This is a genomic window from Sessilibacter sp. MAH3 (assembly GCF_054658275.1).
The window spans coordinates 43,283-60,847 of the sequence record NZ_BAAGIE010000014.1; the positions used below are offsets into that span (position 1 = coordinate 43,283).

The 17,565-nt window shown below is 45.2% G+C and carries 17 protein-coding genes; 11 read left to right on the plus strand and 6 right to left on the minus strand.

The features are described 5' to 3' along the window. Positions 1-7: 7 nt before the first annotated feature. From slmA to coaBC, 4 genes are all read right to left on the minus strand, one after another. Entirely contained in the window at positions 8-622 is a 615-nt protein-coding gene (gene slmA / locus ACYQ2C_RS10355) for a nucleoid occlusion factor SlmA (RefSeq protein ID WP_460049046.1), read from the minus strand. Positions 623-756: 134 nt separating this feature from the next. Next, positions 757-1,668 (minus strand): acetylglutamate kinase, encoded by a 912-nt coding sequence (gene argB, locus ACYQ2C_RS10360; RefSeq protein WP_460049045.1) that lies wholly within the window; start codon positions 1,666-1,668, stop codon positions 757-759. Positions 1,669-1,784: 116 nt separating this feature from the next. Continuing rightward, positions 1,785-4,295 (minus strand): phosphomannomutase/phosphoglucomutase, encoded by a 2,511-nt coding sequence (locus ACYQ2C_RS10365; protein WP_460115678.1) that lies wholly within the window; start codon positions 4,293-4,295, stop codon positions 1,785-1,787. 164 nt (positions 4,296-4,459) lie between these two features. Continuing rightward, positions 4,460-5,710, minus strand: coding sequence for a bifunctional phosphopantothenoylcysteine decarboxylase/phosphopantothenate--cysteine ligase CoaBC (gene coaBC, locus ACYQ2C_RS10370; RefSeq protein WP_460102338.1), 1,251 nt, complete (start codon positions 5,708-5,710; stop codon positions 4,460-4,462). A gap of 335 nt (positions 5,711-6,045) precedes the next feature. Between coaBC and radC the strand changes: the two genes are divergently transcribed. From radC to mutM, 5 genes are all read left to right on the plus strand, one after another. Beyond that, entirely contained in the window at positions 6,046-6,720 is a 675-nt protein-coding gene (gene radC / locus ACYQ2C_RS10375; protein ID WP_460049041.1) for a RadC family protein, read from the plus strand. 218 nt (positions 6,721-6,938) lie between these two features. Next, positions 6,939-7,175 carry a 50S ribosomal protein L28 gene (gene rpmB, locus ACYQ2C_RS10380; protein WP_460049039.1) on the plus strand — a complete coding sequence of 79 codons (237 nt, stop codon included), beginning with the start codon at positions 6,939-6,941 and terminating at the stop codon, positions 7,173-7,175. Positions 7,176-7,211: 36 nt separating this feature from the next. Next, a complete protein-coding gene (gene rpmG, locus ACYQ2C_RS10385) occupies positions 7,212-7,367 on the plus strand; it encodes a 50S ribosomal protein L33 (RefSeq protein WP_460049038.1) in 156 nt (51 codons plus the stop codon). A gap of 1,284 nt (positions 7,368-8,651) precedes the next feature. Continuing rightward, positions 8,652-9,032, plus strand: coding sequence for a DoxX-like family protein (locus tag ACYQ2C_RS10390; RefSeq protein ID WP_460102341.1), 381 nt, complete (start codon positions 8,652-8,654; stop codon positions 9,030-9,032). 108 nt (positions 9,033-9,140) lie between these two features. Continuing rightward, positions 9,141-9,962, plus strand: a complete 822-nt coding sequence (gene mutM / locus ACYQ2C_RS10395) for a bifunctional DNA-formamidopyrimidine glycosylase/DNA-(apurinic or apyrimidinic site) lyase (RefSeq protein WP_460102343.1) — start codon at positions 9,141-9,143, stop codon at positions 9,960-9,962. A 41-nt stretch (positions 9,963-10,003) separates the two neighbouring features. Here mutM and coaD read toward each other — a convergent pair whose 3' ends face one another. Continuing rightward, entirely contained in the window at positions 10,004-10,486 is a 483-nt protein-coding gene (gene coaD / locus ACYQ2C_RS10400; RefSeq protein WP_460049033.1) for a pantetheine-phosphate adenylyltransferase, read from the minus strand. 92 nt (positions 10,487-10,578) lie between these two features. Further along, positions 10,579-11,211, minus strand: coding sequence for a 16S rRNA (guanine(966)-N(2))-methyltransferase RsmD (gene rsmD / locus ACYQ2C_RS10405; RefSeq protein WP_460102345.1), 633 nt, complete (start codon positions 11,209-11,211; stop codon positions 10,579-10,581). Positions 11,212-11,492: 281 nt separating this feature from the next. Here rsmD and ftsY point away from each other — a divergent pair, with 281 nt between their 5' ends. The 6 genes from ftsY (at position 11,493) to trmB (ending at position 16,757) form a co-directional block, all read left to right on the plus strand. Beyond that, positions 11,493-12,545 carry a signal recognition particle-docking protein FtsY gene (ftsY, locus tag ACYQ2C_RS10410; RefSeq protein ID WP_460049030.1) on the plus strand — a complete coding sequence of 351 codons (1,053 nt, stop codon included), beginning with the start codon at positions 11,493-11,495 and terminating at the stop codon, positions 12,543-12,545. A gap of 6 nt (positions 12,546-12,551) precedes the next feature. Then, the gene (ftsE, locus tag ACYQ2C_RS10415) at positions 12,552-13,259 is read left to right on the plus strand and encodes a cell division ATP-binding protein FtsE (RefSeq protein WP_460102348.1); all 708 of its coding nucleotides are present in this window, start codon (positions 12,552-12,554) and stop codon (positions 13,257-13,259) included. A 33-nt stretch (positions 13,260-13,292) separates the two neighbouring features. Next, positions 13,293-14,411 carry a permease-like cell division protein FtsX gene (ftsX, locus tag ACYQ2C_RS10420; RefSeq protein WP_460049027.1) on the plus strand — a complete coding sequence of 373 codons (1,119 nt, stop codon included), beginning with the start codon at positions 13,293-13,295 and terminating at the stop codon, positions 14,409-14,411. Between the two features lie 173 nt (positions 14,412-14,584). Beyond that, on the plus strand, positions 14,585-15,439 hold the full coding sequence (gene rpoH / locus ACYQ2C_RS10425) for an RNA polymerase sigma factor RpoH (RefSeq protein WP_460049026.1): 855 nt from the start codon (positions 14,585-14,587) through the stop codon (positions 15,437-15,439). Positions 15,440-15,638: 199 nt separating this feature from the next. Next, positions 15,639-16,028: a DUF423 domain-containing protein gene (locus ACYQ2C_RS10430; RefSeq protein WP_460102352.1), complete on the plus strand. Its 390-nt coding sequence runs from the start codon at positions 15,639-15,641 to the stop codon at positions 16,026-16,028. A gap of 21 nt (positions 16,029-16,049) precedes the next feature. Beyond that, on the plus strand, positions 16,050-16,757 hold the full coding sequence (trmB, locus tag ACYQ2C_RS10435; protein ID WP_460102354.1) for a tRNA (guanosine(46)-N7)-methyltransferase TrmB: 708 nt from the start codon (positions 16,050-16,052) through the stop codon (positions 16,755-16,757). Positions 16,758-17,565: the final 808 nt, after the last annotated feature.

A 17,565-nucleotide genomic window follows, 5' to 3' on the forward strand; every position in this document is an offset into this window, starting at 1 on the left:
TTAGCGGCTAGTTAACACCAGCAAGCGCTTCTCTAAAAAATCCGTTCATCAGTAAGGTCCACTGCTCGTTCCAATGTTCAGTTGGGCGACGCTTGAAATTACTGCGCACATACTGGGCAATTCTGCCTTCGGCGGCTGCGACAAGCATATTCGCTGACGCGTTTAAGCCGATCTGTGGGCGTATACCTTCACGCAGTTCAGCTTCACGAATGATTTGCTTAATTTGCGTTTCGAGTCGGTCGTAGAACTGGACAACGCGCGCATGCAGCCGCTCGTTTTCTCCCGCTAAAGCATCACCGGTTAGTATCCGAGTAATACCCGGATTGCGTTCGGTAAAGGTTAATAGCAAGGTGAGAATCTTCTCGCAGCGACCCATGGCGTTAGGTTCTTCGTTTAAAATCAAATTGACCCGTGTAAACACGGTATCTTCGATAAATTCAATCAGACCTTCAAACATTTTTGACTTGCTCGGAAAGTGCCGATACAGCGCTGCCTCCGAAAAGCCCACTTGCTTGGCCAGTGCCGCGGTGGTGATGCGTGAGCCCGGTGAAATCTCAAGCATATGAGCTAAAGCTTGCAAAATTTCTTGTCGGCGAGAAAGTTTGTTTTCTGATTTTGTCATATCTACTTACATTTGATTTTTTTAATAAACGTACAGTGCGGTTAGGCCCTGAACGTAAGGCTTAGAGCATTTTGTGTTAATCACCCACAAATTCGATGATTCTTTGCATATTGCAGAAAATTTCATCAAAACGCTTAAGCAAAAGTTTTGCGCTTATTGGTAATCAAGGTGCCCACGCCGACATCGGTGAAGATTTCCAGCAATACAGCGTGATCCACACGACCATCAATAATGTGAGCAGAAGTTACGCCACCTTTAACCGCATCAAGAGCGCATTGAATTTTTGGCAGCATGCCGCCGTAGATAGTACCGTCTTCAATCAGTCCGTCTACCTGTTCGGTACTCAAGCCAGTAAGTACTTGACCCTGTTTATCTTGCAATCCAGCCACGTTCGTTAACAGCACGAGCTTCTCGGCTTTTAGAACTTCGGCGATTTTTCCGGCGACAAGATCGGCATTAATGTTGTAGGTGGAGCCATCTTTGCCGACGCCAATTGGCGCAATGACGGGAATAAAATGGCTGTTGATCAGCATGTCGATAACTCCAACGTTGATCGAGCTAACCTCACCTACATGACCGATATCGATGATTTCTGGGGCGTTCATTCCCGGCGTTTTACGTTTAACTTCCAGTTTGCGTGCATTGATCAACTGGCCATCTTTACCCGTGATACCAATCGCTTGGCCGCCGTTATTGTTGATGAGCGAGACGATTTGCTTGTTAACACTCGCGCCCAACACCATTTCCACGACGTCCATGGTGGCGCTGTCGGTTACTCGCATGCCATCGACAAATTCGCTCTTGATTTGCAGTTTTTCGAGCAGTTCGCCAATTTGAGGGCCACCACCGTGCACAACGATGGGGTTAATGCCAACAAGTTTCATCAACACAATGTCGCGAGCGAAGCTGTTTTGCAACTCTTCATCAACCATTGCGTTACCACCAAATTTTACGACGATGGTTTTGCCGGTAAATCGTTGGATGTACGGCAATGCTTCGGTAAGAACTTCGGCAATGTTCATAGCTGCGGTGCGGTCAAGTGACATGATGAGTCTGGTGCTCCTTGGTAATGTGCGTGCAAGGGATATTTGCGTGATAGAAGTTTATCTTCTGTCACGCGAAAGTCGCAATTGTAAAAAGACGATCTGAGTAAAAGTCTGTGTTAAAACGACAGATCCAGTTTAGGGGCGACCTTAGAAAGCTCACGTTTGAACAGTATTTTGAGTTGCTCGATAACTTCTTCGGTCTCGCCTTCAAAGCGCAGGGTCAGTTCCGAGGCGGTGTTCGACGCTCTAACCAGCCCCCAGCCCTTACCAAAATCGATGCGCAAGCCGTCAACGGTAGTTGTCGTGCCGTTTTGGAAATTACCGACTTCGATAAGGCGTTTAATGATCTCGAATTTATCGCTTTCTGCAACCGCTATACGAATCTCAGGGGTTGCTGGTAGCACCGGAAATGCCGAGAAGATCTCATCGAGACCCTGTTCTCTAAGGGACATGATCTCAAGCAGGCGCGCAGCAACCAGTATGCCGTCGTCAAAGCCATACCAGCGATCTTTTAGGAAAATGTGGCCGGAGTACTCGCCGCCAAGTAAGGCTCCGGTTTCGATGATTTTTGCTTTCATATGCGCGTGGCCGGTCTTCCACATAATGGGGCGGCCGCCGTAGCTGCTGATGAGACTGCCCAGCTGACGAGTACATTTCACATCGTAAACCACGTCGGCGCCGGGGTTGCGAGATACTATGTCTTTGGCGAACAACATCAAAAGTCGGTCTGCGGAAATAATCTGACCGCTTTCGGTGACCACAAAAACACGGTCTCCGTCGCCATCAAAGGCAACCCCAAGATCGGCACCTTCTTCTTTGACTTTAGCAACCAAGTCAGCCAGGTTCTCTGGTTTGCTTGGATCTGGCTCGTGATTAGGAAAAGAGCCGTCGATATCGCAATACAGGCTGACAACATCGCAGCCCATTTCGGAAAAGAGTCTTGGTGCTATTTCACCACAGGCGCCGTTGCCAGCATCGATCACGATTTTGGCATCGCCCATGAGTGCAACGTCGGAAAGAATTTCATCGATGTATTCAATAGAAATATCGCGGATGCTGGTTTCGCCGCTGCCGCGTTTGAAGTTTCCAAACTCCATTTCTTTATGGATTTGCGCGATCTCGTTTTTAGCCAGAGTAGCGCCACTGAGCATCATCTTAAATCCGTTATGATCAGCACCGTTGTGGCTGGCGGTAACGATAACACCGTGTTTGATGGTTTCGTCGGTAGCAACGGCGTAATACAGCAACGGTGAGGGAACCAAACCGATATCAACAACGTTACAACCAGTACTCAGAATACCTTGCGTCAAAGCTTTGGTTAGCGATGGGCTTGAGATGCGGCCATCGCGGCCTACAAACATATCGTGGCCGCCACTTGCTATCACACGTGAGCCCAAAGCCTTACCTAGAGCGTTGGCGAACTCTTCGGTGATTTCTTGGTTGGCTATGCCGCGAATATCGTAGGCGCGAAATACGTGATCTGGGAATTGTTCAGTATCTGGCTCAAGAGTTTCTGTGTTATTGATCCGGCCGGTGGTTTCACCGCTCATCAGTGATTTGTCAGCCTCAGAAATTTCTACGTCCGCAAGAGCCGACATAGGGTTGGTGCCAACACTGATTCGTTGCTGTTCCATGGCGAGTTTTTTGGCTTCTTGCTGATGCTTGATCCTTATTCCTAAGAAATAAGCGCCACCGGCAGTCAGCAGTAACACTATTGAGTGAGCGATAATCAGCAGCCACGGTTGAACGCTTGCTTGATCTGCCAGTTTGGGTGAAGGATAAAATTCCAAAAGCCATAGCTCGCTCATATCGACGGTAACTTTGGGGCCGTTACCCGAGCCGACGCTGGCGATCAATTGATTGCGATTTTTAAAGATTTGCAAGAGTTTAGATGCGCCAAGAGAGATGTCCGTTTGTGCCATGGCTTCGGTTAAATTGCTCATCGGAACCCGGATCATAATGACTCCTGGAGCAATTTCAGCGGAGCTGAGTTTAGTATCTTCTTGGTCATACACCGCAGCCACGAGTGTGAAGTACCACGCGTTATCAACCAGTCCCGCTTCAGGCAGTGTTGGTACACCACGCAGGGATTGATTGATCAAATCTAATTCAGCAAAGCGAAATTGCGTTTCTGGATACTGAATTTCAGGTGCATTGCTGGAGCCAATTAGCAGGGCTTTAGAGTCTGGCGGCAGTAGTCTTTCGATGGAGTTTTGCCACTGTTGGCGGCTTTGTGTCGATAAGGGTTGTCCCTCGGCAAGAATGTCTTCGGGTTCTGAATCTGATTGGGTTATCAAGGTTTTTCGCTGAGTTAACTTGAAGTATTCCAGTAAGCCTTGGCGTTTTGAAAACTGATCAAGGGTTGATTGCAGAGCGTTGAGCCGAAATTGAATTTGGCGAGCCACACCTTGGGCATGCTGCTCACTGAGTTTTTCAAGTCGTTGCGCTTCTACCTTGGTGATGAAGTGGTCATAGCTAAAATAGGCCACCACTGCGTTGATGATTACTGCGACAATGATCGCCAGTACGGGCAGTGGAATTTGTTTAAGGGTGTTCGGTGTAGGGGAGCCTCGCTTGGACTTATCGTTGTTTTTTTTATCGGTGCTTTTGTTCAAGAAAGTAAACACATCGAATCCTTAACAATTGAGCGACTGTTTTAGCTTAAGAACCGCAGAGTTATCGTTAGAAAGATAATCTGAGGTTCCAACAGTAACAAAGAATTAATCGGCAAAAACCGTGAAAGCCCCGCGCGCATCAGTTAGATAAGAGGCACAAGCGTTGGTTATACGATCTAGCTTGAGTGATTTAAATATCGAGCGCCAACGAGTTGCATAAGCTCGATGGCCAGTACCGACTTGTCTAGGTTGGGCATGGGTTTTTCACCCTCCTTCCAGTAGACGGTAACCTCGTTTTGATCAGCATTAAATCCTATATCACTGCGCGATACGTCGTTGGCAATGATCATATCTAAGTTTTTACGAGCCAGCTTGCCGCGAGCGTAGTTGGCAACATCATTGGTTTCGGCGGCAAAACCCACGGTAAAGGGTTTTGGATTGCTGGCTGCAACTCCGGCAATAATGTCAGGATTTTTGACTAATTCGATGGTCATGTCGTCGCGATCTTGGGTCTTTTTGATCTTTTGCTCTGCAACACTGGCTGGGCGATAGTCTGCGACGGCGGCCGAACCGATGAAGATATCCGTTTCTGAGATCTTTGCCATCACCGCAGCCTGCATCTCTAACGCGGTGCTGACTCGAATACACTCAACGCCTTGAGGCGCACTGAGACTGGTTGGACCAGAGACCAGAATCACCTTAGCGCCAAGTTCGGCGGCAGCACTGGCGAGCGCATAACCCATTTTTCCAGAGCTGTGATTGGAAATATAACGAACGGGATCAATAGCTTCTCGGGTTGGGCCAGCGGTCAACAACACGGTTTTTCCGGCCAGTAATTGGGCGCTTTTGTTATCAGAGGTTGATTGGGAGGGTTTAAAGTGTTCCAGAACGCTTTTAACAATATCCGGTACTTCCATCAGCCGGCCTTGACCGACATCGCCACAGGCTTGCACACCATCGCCAGGCCCAAACTGCAAAATGCCGAGTTCTCTCGCCTTAATAATGTTGTTTTGCGTTGCTGGATTCGCCCACATGGCCTGATTCATCGCCGGCGCAATGGCGAGAGGAGCGCGTCGAGCTAAACATAATGTGGTAAGCAGATCATCGCCAAAGCCGTGAACAACCTTGGCAATAAAGTTAGCGCTGGCAGGCACCACCAAAAGCAAATCTGCCCAGCGAGCGAGTTCGATGTGGCCCATTCCCGCTTCGGCCTGTGGGTCGAGCAGCTCGGTATGCACCGGATTGCCCGATAACGCCTGAAACGTCAACGGTGTAATAAATGTCTGTGCGCCTCTGGTCATGACTACACGTACTTCCGCGCCGTGGTCTTGTAGCCGTCGAGTTAGCTCGGCAGCCTTGTAGGCTGCGATTCCGCCGGTGACGCCTAAGAGAATTTTTTTATCGGCTAACGCTTGTGTATCAGTCATATTTAAACCAGTTTTTCTTAATCTTTGCTTTGAATATTGTGTGTGATTTGTTGAGTAAAAACTTTAGGGCGAGATTCTATTGAGTAATGGACGCAATTTCACCTGCGAGCGGTAAAAGTTTGATTTTATTGATGGTTGTGAGACTTTGATACTCATAACTTAAGTTGCAAAAGTATCCATGCCTAAGAATTGAGGGATCTCATACTTGAAAAAGTATCTATTTCTTAAAACTAAGATTATGGCGTTCGATACCAAATCTGCATGGATATGAGCATTGATTTGCCAGCCATTTGCAGATACTCAATTGGTATTTTCATCAGTTGAGTAGAAGACTTATGGCAATTTCCGATTGGCCAGCTGCGGAGCGTCCACGAGAAAAATTGCTAGCCAAGGGCGCTAGTGCATTGTCGGACGCAGAGTTGTTGGCCATTTTCTTAAGAACAGGTTGTGCAGGTAAGAGTGCTGTGGATCTCGCTCGTGAGCTGTTATCCGAGTTTGGAAGTCTCAGACATTTGTTGCAGGCACCTCGAACCCAGTTTTGCAGTGCTCACGGTTTGGGTGACGCCAAATACGCGCAGTTGCAAGCCGTTTTAGAAATGGCTAAGCGCCATCTCGAAGAAACTCTGTCGCGAGAACAAGCGCTTACCAATCCAAAATCGGTAAAAGACTATCTCACCGCTCAGTTACGCCACCTCGATCACGAAGTCTTTGCCGTGCTGTACCTCGATACTCAACATCGTTTGTTGGCATTTGAGAATCTATTTAACGGCACTATCGACGGCGCAGCTGTATATAGTCGAGAAGTGGTACGCAAATGCTTGAACCAGAATGCAGCGGCGGTCATTTTTGCTCATAACCATCCCTCTGGTATCGCCGAACCCAGTCGAGCAGATCGCGACATAACCCAACGACTTGTCGATGCGCTTGGGTTGGTTGATGTTCGAGTGCTTGACCATATGGTGGTTGGCGAAGGCGAGATTGTGTCCTTTGCTGAGCGTGGTTGGCTCTAATTAGGCCGTATTTTTACTCGTTTTTAGCTTTTCAGTTGATATTGATAAGGTGTTCTGGTATAAAACGCGGCTCTTCGCGACCGGGTCGGTTAGGCTTTGAGCAACAAAGCTTCAGATCGCTCGTTGGAATGTAAGTAAATTAATCAGTTTCTTGCCGAACGCCTGTCTGTGTCAGTCAGGCACAGTTTAATGGCGCAAAACGCAAACGAGGCGACACAATGTCTAAGGTATGTATGGTTACTGGTAAGCGTCCAGTTACCGGCAACAATGTTTCTCACGCAAAGAACCACACTAAGCGTCGTTTTTTGCCAAACTTGCAAACTCACCGCTTTTGGGTTGAGTCTGAAAAGAAATTCGTTAAATTGCGCATCTCTACCAAAGGTATGCGCATTATCGATAAAAAAGGAATCGACCAAGTATTGGCCGAAGTTCGTGCACGCGGCGAAAAAATTTAATTTCGCCCAATACGCTGAATCTTAGGAGCATCCATCATGCGAGAGAAAATCCGTTTAAATTCCAGCGCTGGCACTGGTCATTTCTACACTACGACTAAAAACAAGCGCACTATGCCTGAAAAAATGGAAATCAAAAAATTTGATCCAGTAGCTCGCAAACACGTGATCTACAAAGAAGGCAAAATTAAGTAAGTTATATCGTATGTTTTTTGAGGCGTAGGTTTTAGCCTCAAATTAGATAAGTGAAACTTATTTGATTATAAAAAAAGACCTGAGTGATCAGGTCTTTTTTTATTAGTTTTGCTTCGTCTCTGAACCAGTGGTTTGCGTATCTGCTGCCTGCTAGGTTACTTCTAAGACTGGCCATTGTTTTAATTACGATCATTTTGTTTGGCAAGTCCTCTTCTTGTGCAATTCTTCTGTTGTGAATAAGTAGCTGGTTCATTAACCTGTTTTCGATAGGTTATTACCAGATTTATCCACAGGTTTCTCTTTTATTTACCGCTGCTTTATTTTTGTGAATAAGTTTCGAGTAATTCTTAGTTTCGATATAAGTTGTGTCAGTAAACTTAAAGTAGCATCGGATTTTGGTGCGTTTTTCGTTAAAAATTAACGACTTATATGTATTTGTAACAATCAGCTAAGTTTTTTCTGCCAACACAATGTCAGCCAAATAGTTCTTTAAAACTTCAATATGATGAGTTTCTCATCATAAACTTCGGTTGTTGCGCAAGTCCTTGATTTTGTTATTCACATGCAGGGTTAATGAGTTTTTCAGATTGATCGATTAATACTCATAAAAATCAATAATATTGAATAAAATCTTGGTAGACGTTCTATGCAACAGAGTAAGTAAGTGATTGCTTTAATATTGTCAGCAAGGTTACCCACTAAGTTATGCACAGATTCTGTTGATATGTTTGTGTGTCTTGATTAATTGCGGCAAAGCCACGGTAACCTAACGCGTTCGACGTAATTTAGCTCAGCGTTACAAAAGCCAAAATGAATCTATTCGCCAGCGTTATTTTTGGTGTGCTAGGAATTTAATACTAATAATTATTGCTAACTTATTGATTTGAAAATATTTAAATGATTTTCTATTGACTGGTTCGTAGATTTTTGATTTGAATAAGTCTTGTTATTTCTTTTGAATACACTTAGTACCTTGCTCTTATACTAGGCGAGTTCATTGGTGTAGCACCTTTGTGTTTATTGGATAATTGCAAGTATTTTTTCGTTAAAAAACGTCTTTTTTCTCGCTTGCAATAAAAGTTATGCACAGATATTGACTGCGTCGATTTGAGCTTTTTATCTCATAAAAATATACGAACAAACATCCGTTTATTTAAGAACTAGTGCTTTGGGTATTTTCCTATCGATTGCGGAGAGAATTTTCCTGAGGTTTGATTCAGAAGTCCGAATTCGCGTAACAGAGTCACCGTAACAGGGTTAGCGTAACAAGAGGGTCAATTGATCATGAGACAACTTACGCCATTGCTTTGCGCTCGATTTGTATTGGCGTTTATGTGGATATATCAAGGCTTGGTCCCCAAATTGATGCGTGTCGCACCGGTAGAACTCGAAATCACGGCCCAGCTGGGATTTAGTGTCAACACGACTTATCTGCTCATTAAATTGGTGGGGTTACTTGAGGTGCTTTTTGGTGTGTTGGTATTTTTTGCGTATCGCAATATTGTGGTGTTGATTGTAAATCTTGTCGCGCTTTTATTGTTAGTGGTGATGGCGCTAGTTCTAACACCGCATATTATGCTGGCAGCCTTTAACCCTATAATCACCAACTTGCCTTATCTGGTGCTTGGGTATTGGTTATTACAATCCGCAAAACGTGCTTGTTAGTGATGATCGTGGTTTAAGCACCGGAACATCTAAGATCTTGCTCTGCGATTAATACCTGAGAAGTTTTGAGATCTCTAAAACCGCCCCTGTTTATAGAAGGAAGTTTTCTTGCCTGAGTTACCCGAAGTAGAAACCACAAAGCTTGGTATTGCGCCGCATTTGGTTGGTAAAAAAGTACGGGAATTAACCGTTCGTAATGGCAAGTTGCGCTGGCCGGTTCCAGATATTCTGCCCCGTGAGATAAAGGGCCATAAACTGCTCGATATTTCTCGTCGAGGTAAATACCTATTGTTTGAATTCGAACGCGGAGTGGCACTGTGGCATCTGGGGATGTCGGGTTCTTTGAGAATTTTATTACCGGGCGAGGTACCTGAGCCGAAAATTCACGAGCATGTTGATTTACGTATGGCCGATGGCACCACCTTAAGGTTTAACGACCCCAGGCGCTTCGGTGCACTGCTCTGGTCAGAGCATCCGGTGCAAGAGCATGAGCTTCTTGCGCATCTTGGGCCAGAACCTCTGACGGGCGAATTTAACTGGGAATATCTTTTCCAAAAATCTCGCGGCCGCAAGGTTCCAATTAAAACCTTTGTTATGGACAGCAAAGTTGTTGTCGGTGTTGGCAACATCTATGCGAACGAAGCACTTTGGGCGAGCGGAATAAAACCGGATAAGGCTTCGGGAAAGGTTACTAAACCTCAGTATCAACTTCTGGTGGATGAGATCAAAGCAGTTTTATCACGTGCTATTACCCAAGGTGGAACAACCTTACGCGATTTTACGGGTGGGGATGGCAAGCCAGGATATTTCGCGCAAAAACTCAATGTGTATGGGCGTGGCGATCAACCTTGTCGTCGATGTGCGAAACCATTAAAAGAAATTCGTATCGCCAATCGCTCAACGGTGTACTGCAACATCTGTCAAAAGTAGTGTTAGCTCTGATGGTTGCGCCTCAGAGCTAACGCGGAGATTTAACTCTCCGAAAATTTATCTTTTAAGCACTGAGCAATAATAGGTGGCACAAATTTGCTGACGTCGCCGCCTAATGAAGCAATTTCGCGAACCAAAGACGATGAAATATAGCTGAGATGCTCGGCGGGTGTTAAAAATAAACTCTCCATTTTGGGAGACAGAGCGCGATTCATATTGGCAAGCTGAAATTCGTATTCAAAGTCACTCACGGCGCGCAGCCCGCGCATAACCGCTTGCGCGTTTTGCTCTTCGACCATTTTCGCCAATAATACATCGAAACCGATAACCTCAACGTTATCAAGATGCGCCAGAACCAATCGCGCTTGTTCAACCCGTTCTTCCATGGTGAACAGGGGATTTTTTCTGCGGTTTGCAGCAACCGCGACTACAACATGATCAAACAGTCGGCAGGCCCGCTCAACGAGATCGATATGACCGTTGGTAATTGGGTCAAAAGTGCCCGGATAGACAACTTTTTTCATGCTGGGGCTCCTTTATTATTCACTTTTACACCCAGTTTTTCGGGGCGAGAATAGTACCAATTTAAGTAATTGGTACAAGTTCACTTTTCGTCTTAATGTGCGGCGGCACTCAGTAAGTAAAACTCAACCTGACCCGCAGACTTCTGGCGATGTATTTGCCAGTGATTGCTGAGAACTAGGTTGTGATTTTTGGGTGCTTCTAAATAAAGAAAGCCTTCTTCTTTGAGCAGCTGTTTTTGCTCAATGATTTCTAATGTACGCTGCCAGAGATCTTTCGCAAACGGGGGATCGCAAAAAATAATATCGAATGTTCCTGTTTGCGCGATATCGACAGCGTCGAGCCAAGCTAGCGTATCGGTGGCGATAATTTTCCCGTTACTGCAACCAAGCTCCTGCAAATGTGCACCGAGTTTACGACACACCTGATTATCCAGCTCTAACATGACGACTTGATTGGCGCCCCTTGAAAGCGCTTCAAATCCAAGCGCTCCAGAGCCGGAATATAAATCGAGGACATTGGCACCAGGAACTTCAAATTGCAGCCAATTGAACAGGGTCTCTCTGACTCGGTCACCAGTTGGCCGCAGCCCATTGACCTCCATGAAATCCAATTTTCGACCGCGCCACTTGCCGCCGATAATGCGCAGGCTAGAGGCGGATTGGCTCGGCGGAGAGTGTTTCGTGGGATTTTGAGTTTTGGGCTTGCCAACAGAGCGACGCGTCACGGCTTTTTTGCCCCGAAATTGTCTAAGCGTGAAAGCCACTTTATATTGCCGAGGCGGCGATTGATGTCGGTCACTTGGTAACGCGTGCCGGTTAAAGTGACAGAAATTGATTTAGCCATGAAAAATTCTGAGATTAGCCTGTTCAGTGGTAGCATATGCCCTTAGCGTGGGCGCAGAAGTTCGTATTAAAATGCCCGACATTTGCTGCAAATTTCCACTAACTATCAAGAAGGTAAACCAGTTGCGTAACCTTCATCTTGCAGAGATTATCCATAAAACTCATGTTTTTTAAACGTAAATCGAAAAAGAATACTCCTGAAGAAACCCCCGTTGATGCTCAGCTTGAATCATCGGCGGTGGTTGAATCTGTTACGGCTCCTGCGCCGGTTGAAGAAAAACCCGCGAAAAAGAGCTTTTTCCAACGCATTAAATCTGGCTTAACACGCACCAGTAACACGCTCAGCAATGGTCTTGCAAATCTGTTGCTTGGTAAAAAAGAAATCGATGACGAGCTGCTTGAAGAAATCGAAACGCTGTTATTGAGCGCCGATATCGGTATCGAGGCAACGTCAGAAATTATCGATGGTTTAACCGCAAGTATTGAACGTAAGCAGCTCACAGACGGTGATGCGGTTTATCAAGCGTTACAAGCTCACCTTACACAAGTTCTGGACGGAGCCGATAAGCCACTGGTTATCGACACCACTAAGCAGCCTTTCGTGTTGTTGGTTGTTGGCGTAAATGGCGTGGGTAAAACCACGACCATTGGCAAGTTGGCCAAACGTTTTATCAATGAAGGTAAATCGGTTGCCTTGGCCGCTGGCGATACTTTTCGTGCGGCTGCGGTTGAGCAGTTACAGGTTTGGGGTGAGCGCAATAATGTGCCAGTGATTGCACAGCACACCGGTGCCGATAGCGCCTCGGTGATCTTTGATGCGATTCAGTCGGCCAAGTCGAGAAATATCGACGTGGTTATTGCCGATACCGCCGGACGACTGCACAACAAAAGCAATTTGATGGATGAGCTATCAAAAGTGAAGCGCGTGATGGCCAAGCTTGATGTCAGCGCGCCGCACGAAGTTTTGCTGGTGCTCGATGCGGGTACCGGACAGAACGCACTAAACCAAGCTCAGCAATTTCACGAAGCCGTGGGCGTTACCGGTTTTGCGTTAACCAAACTGGATGGTACAGCTAAGGGCGGGGTTATTTACGCGCTTTGTAAGCGTTTTGATATTCCCGTGCGATTTGTAGGTGTGGGTGAAGGCGTTGATGACTTGCAACCATTTTCTGCAAAAGATTTTACTGCGGCTTTGTTTTCCAGAGAACCAAGCTAGTCCATTATGATTGTATTTGACCGCGTCAGTAAAAAGTACGGTAGCCGCGATGCATTAAGTGAACTCAGTTTTGAATTAAAAACGGGGGAATTTGCCTTTCTAACCGGTCACTCTGGCGCCGGTAAAAGTACGCTTCTTAAATTGGTCATGCTGATTGAGCGAGCTACACGCGGCCAAGTTTGGGTTAAGGGACAAAACTTAACCCAGCTTCGAGACCGACAAATCCCGTATCTGCGTCGTGATATTGGCGTAGTCTTTCAGAATCACCAATTGCTCGCCGATCGCAATGTTTTCGATAACGTCGCACTACCCTTGCAGATTGCCGGTTTACGCGGTCGAGAAATTGGCCGTCGAGTACGCGCGGCCTTAGATAAGGTTGATCTGCTCGACAGAGAAAAACAATTCCCTATTTCTCTATCCGGTGGTGAACAACAGCGCGTTGGTATTGCCAGAGCTGTGGTTAATAAACCGTCTTTGGTGCTGGCAGACGAACCAACGGGTAATCTTGATCCTGAACTTTCGGCAGAAGTAATGAAACTCTTTCTGCAATTTAACCAAGTTGGAGTAACGGTTCTTATCGCCAGCCATGATATTGCTTTGATTCGTGCCATGGGTCGGCGGGTACTGGGCCTATCGGAGGGCAAGCTGGTGCACGATGACATCTTGTCTGCCTCAAGACCCGCGGCCTCAAATCCGGCGACTTTTCAAGATTAATTTGGCCATATTGTAAAGAATGGATGTGCGCACATGTTAGGGCCGAAAACCGACCGAGCTAAAAACCAAGGCTCAGCAAATTCACGATCACAAAAGACGGAAAGTTTTTTGTCTCGCCACGCCAATAAACCGGCTTCTCGCGATTCTAAATCTACAAGAAGTCAACGCACCAATGAACCCAAAAAAGCGTCTCGTGCTAGCTCAGCCGGAGCCACTCAAAGCAGAACCCGATGGCAAGAACAGCTAAATGCTTACGGACTGCATCACGTTGATAGTGCGCGCAGTTCTCTGGAGCGTTTATTGTCGGTTCCTGCCCAGAGCCTGCTAACTTGCCTTGTCATTGCCATCGCTCTTGCCCTTCCGGCCATCTTGTACGTGGGTTTAATAAATGTGCAGAGTCAGGCTGAAAACTGGGATCGTCCCGCAAAAATGACCGTGTATCTCAATAAAAAAGCATCGGATACCGCGATCGAGCAGCTCATCAAAACACTTAGAAGCCGCGAAAATATCGATGAACTAGAGTATATCGACGCACAGCAAGGGCTTATCGAATTTCAAAAGGTGTCGGGTTTTGGCGATATCTTAAATTCGCTCGATGAAAATCCGCTACCAAGCGTCATAGTCATCAGTCCAAAAGAAACACGGGTTGATCTTTTAGAGCCGTTAAAAGACGAGCTTAGTAATAACCCCATCGTTGATTCCATTCAATTGGATTTACAATGGGTAGCGAGGCTCCAGCAGTTCGCGCTTTTGGCACAACGAATCGTGTTTGCAATGACCGCTATATTGGGCTTATCGGTCATCTTGGTGATTGGTAATATCATCCGTTTAGCGATCGCCAGTCGTAAAGACGAGATTGTGGTCGTGAAGCTCGTCGGGGCTACTAACGCTTTTGTGCGTAGACCGTTTCTTTACACCGGATTTTGGTACGGTTTAGGCGGTGGATTCCTAGCGTTGTTGATTGTTATCGCCGCGCAAATTTGGTTGGATGGCCCAATCACTCGGTTGACCGAGCTTTATGGCTCGTCTTATCAAGTGCATGGTTTGAGTGCTACCGATAGTGCCATCTTGGTATTTGGCGCATGTGTGCTAGGCTCTTTAGGTGCTTGGGTCGCGGTATCGCGCCACTTGGCGGCAATTAAGCCCAGTTGAAAGCACATATTTATAAAAAAATTGCCAAAAGACCTTGAAATTTAAAGAATCGTCCCAAGACTTGATCCAAAGCATATTTGTCAGGTATTTCAAGTTCTTAGGTGAACTACCAAAATTTTGGCGTTCTAACTAACTAGTGTTACGATTCTTCCCTCATTACTTTGGAGGTATTCATGGGAAATAACTTACAGCCTTTACACGTTCTTGCTCCAGGGCAAAATCTGAACGCGTATATTCAGGCCGTAAACAACTTCTCAATTCTCTCTGCCGAGGAAGAAAAGCAGCTGGCAGAGCAGTTATACTATGAAGAAAATTTAGAAGCGGCGCGTCGATTAGTCTTAGCGCATCTTCGCTTTGTGGTTCACATCGCCAAGTCATACAGCGGTTACGGTCTGAACCAATCTGATCTTGTGCAAGAAGGCAACGTTGGCTTAATGAAAGCCGTTAAGCGCTTCAACCCTGAAAAAGGTGTGCGCTTAGTATCGTTTGCGGTTCACTGGATCAAAGCAGAAATACACGAATACATCTTGCGCAATTGGCGCATTGTTAAAGTCGCCACTACCAAGGCTCAGCGCAAGTTATTCTTTAACCTTCGCGGCGCCAAAAAACGCCTAGCTTGGTTAACCAATGACGAAGCTGAAGCCGTAGCAAAAGATCTGAACGTCGAAGTGAAACACGTTCGCGAGATGGAAGGCCGTCTTGCCAGTACCGATATGGGCTTTGACGCCGGTGTTGATGACGACGATGAAGTTGCATTTCAAGCTCCGTCTAATTATCTAGAAGATAACCGCTACGATCCGGCCACTCAACTAGAAGACGCAGATTGGGAAGAAAGCAGCACTAACAGCCTAGAGTCTGCCATTGAGCAACTTGACGAGCGTAGCCGCGACATTTTGCAGCAACGTTGGTTGAGTGACGAGAAGTCCACCTTGCATGATCTTGCGGCTCAATACGGTGTTTCTGCCGAGCGTATTCGACAGCTCGAAAAGAACGCTATGAAAAAGGTGCGTACCATAATCGAAGCCTAATCTTGATGTGTGGTAAATACTGAAAAAGCCGTGCTTGCACGGCTTTTTTTATGTCTGTACACCGAGTAATTGCTCAATAATGACCTATTCGGTCGTAAACTAGAGTATGATCCCGCCCCAAATCGAACAGTCCATTTGCTCGAACAGTTTCGTCAGTGACAGATGTTCGTCTAGATGCATATTCACAGTGTTCTAAATAATGACTAAATTTTTCGCTTTATTTGCCGCTTTCAACGGTCTTGTCGCAGTCATTCTGGGTGCCTTTGGTGCTCACGGCTTAAAAGGCAAGATTCCTGAAGTGCTGCTTAGCGCCTATCAAACCGGTGTTCAGTACCATTTTTATCACATTCTTGCGCTGCTATTTATTGTTGCGTTGGCAGTATTGAAGCCGGTAAGTCGTTGGTCGCAATTAAGCGGATTCTTTTTTATTGCCGGAATTATTTTGTTTTCGGGAAGTTTATACGCGATTGCCTTGGGCGCGCCTCGTTGGATCGGCCCGGTTACACCACTCGGCGGTCTATCGTTTATGTTAGGTTGGGTGATGTTATTCATTCACCTAATTAAAACTGATCTTACTTTTATCGACTAATTTTTTACTGAATTACGTTTCATGTCAGATATTTCATACCCCACTAAACCGGAATTTAAAGAAAAATCCATTCGCAGTTTTGTCATTCGCGCAGGCAGAATGACAGACAGTCAAAAACGCGGCTTTGAATCCGCGTGGCCCGAGTTTGGCTTGAGCTTGTTTTCGGGTCGAATAGATTTGGAAAAAACCTTTCCCAATGTTGGCCCGTTGGTTGTAGAAATCGGATTCGGTATGGGCGACTCACTGCTTGATATGTGTATTAATGAGCCTGAGAAAAATTTTATCGGAATTGAAGTTCATCCTCCTGGTGTAGGACGATTAATTAACAGTGCGCAAAAAGCCGGTGTTAAAAATTTAAAAGTATTTATGGCTGATGCTAATGATGTGATAGAGGATTGCATTCCTGATGATAGCATCAGTCGATTACAGGTGTATTTTCCTGATCCATGGCATAAAAAGAGGCACAATAAACGACGAATTATTCAGCCCAATTTTATTAATGCAACCCTGCCGAAATTAATTACCGGTGGCTGCTATCATTTTGCAACCGACTGGCAAGAATACGCTGAGCAAATGCTTGAAGTGTTAACAGAAGAAACTCGTATCGTTAATACCAGCTTAACTCAGGATTATTGCGAGCGGCCAGAGCACCGGCCAAAAACCAAGTTTGAACAACGTGGCGAAAATTTAGGGCATGGTGTTTGGGATTTAATTTTCACCAAGCGTTAAACGTATAGGAGTTTTTGATTTATCCTGAATTTTTAATTGCACGAATTCGTGCATCAATCTCACTAACAATACGCTATTGAAATTGTAGAGAAATTAAAAATTCTATTGTAAACGATTAGCTTTGATTAAATGGTAAATACGTTAATCAAAGACTCCTATAGGTTACTCGCAACCTTTCGAGCAGCACCCGGTAAATACATGTGTTATTCAATCGACACATCACCGGGTGTATATCTCACCGACATACCTACACAACGTAGACCTTCAGTCGGTTCGTACGGATCTTAATATTTCGATAATTTTTTGCTAACTAATTGGCGAGAAATAAACGTGAAATCTGAATCTCTAAATGTAATCTTCTTCGTTGCGATGATTTTTACGCTGGGAATGAGATGGTGTTGGATTAAGATATTGACTAACCAAAATATAAAGTAATAGCGACCGCATTGGTAACCTCCATGGTATAAGTGATAATTAAGATGTCCTGATGAAATAATAACACACAGTGCCAGCTTGAATGAATGTATAAAAATAAATTTTCTGAAATTAAAAAATTTTAGACAAGTTACGAAGTATTAACCGGATTAATTTTCAGGGATTAATTCAATTATTTTAAAAAATGGAAAAATAGTACGTTAATCACTGATTAACTATTTCACGAATCCCTTTCAAGAATCTATTTAAACTAGCGAAGTGATGATTATATTCATCACTCTTAAATTATATTAAAAAATAATTTCCCGTAAAAAATAAATCGAAATATCGTTTTCCACATTCATTCCATCAACACTCAAAATTTTGAATTTTT

What these genes read in the sequence shown, in the direction of transcription:
- argB (WP_460049045.1), bottom strand. Translation starts at nt 1,668, where the DNA reads ATGTCACTTGACCGCACCGCAGCTATGAACATTGCCGAAGTTCTTACC.
- radC (WP_460049041.1), top strand. Translation starts at nt 6,046, where the DNA reads ATGGCAATTTCCGATTGGCCAGCTGCGGAGCGTCCACGAGAAAAATTG.
- ACYQ2C_RS10390 (WP_460102341.1), top strand. Translation starts at nt 8,652, where the DNA reads ATGAGACAACTTACGCCATTGCTTTGCGCTCGATTTGTATTGGCGTTT.
- trmB (WP_460102354.1), top strand. Translation starts at nt 16,050, where the DNA reads ATGTCAGATATTTCATACCCCACTAAACCGGAATTTAAAGAAAAATCC.
- ftsX (WP_460049027.1), top strand. Translation starts at nt 13,293, where the DNA reads ATGTTAGGGCCGAAAACCGACCGAGCTAAAAACCAAGGCTCAGCAAAT.
- ftsY (WP_460049030.1), top strand. Translation starts at nt 11,493, where the DNA reads ATGTTTTTTAAACGTAAATCGAAAAAGAATACTCCTGAAGAAACCCCC.
- coaD (WP_460049033.1), bottom strand. Translation starts at nt 10,486, where the DNA reads ATGAAAAAAGTTGTCTATCCGGGCACTTTTGACCCAATTACCAACGGT.
- ACYQ2C_RS10430 (WP_460102352.1), top strand. Translation starts at nt 15,639, where the DNA reads ATGACTAAATTTTTCGCTTTATTTGCCGCTTTCAACGGTCTTGTCGCA.
- slmA (WP_460049046.1), bottom strand. Translation starts at nt 622, where the DNA reads ATGACAAAATCAGAAAACAAACTTTCTCGCCGACAAGAAATTTTGCAA.
- coaBC (WP_460102338.1), bottom strand. Translation starts at nt 5,710, where the DNA reads ATGACTGATACACAAGCGTTAGCCGATAAAAAAATTCTCTTAGGCGTC.
- ftsE (WP_460102348.1), top strand. Translation starts at nt 12,552, where the DNA reads ATGATTGTATTTGACCGCGTCAGTAAAAAGTACGGTAGCCGCGATGCA.
- rpmB (WP_460049039.1), top strand. Translation starts at nt 6,939, where the DNA reads ATGTCTAAGGTATGTATGGTTACTGGTAAGCGTCCAGTTACCGGCAAC.
- rpmG (WP_460049038.1), top strand. Translation starts at nt 7,212, where the DNA reads ATGCGAGAGAAAATCCGTTTAAATTCCAGCGCTGGCACTGGTCATTTC.
- rpoH (WP_460049026.1), top strand. Translation starts at nt 14,585, where the DNA reads ATGGGAAATAACTTACAGCCTTTACACGTTCTTGCTCCAGGGCAAAAT.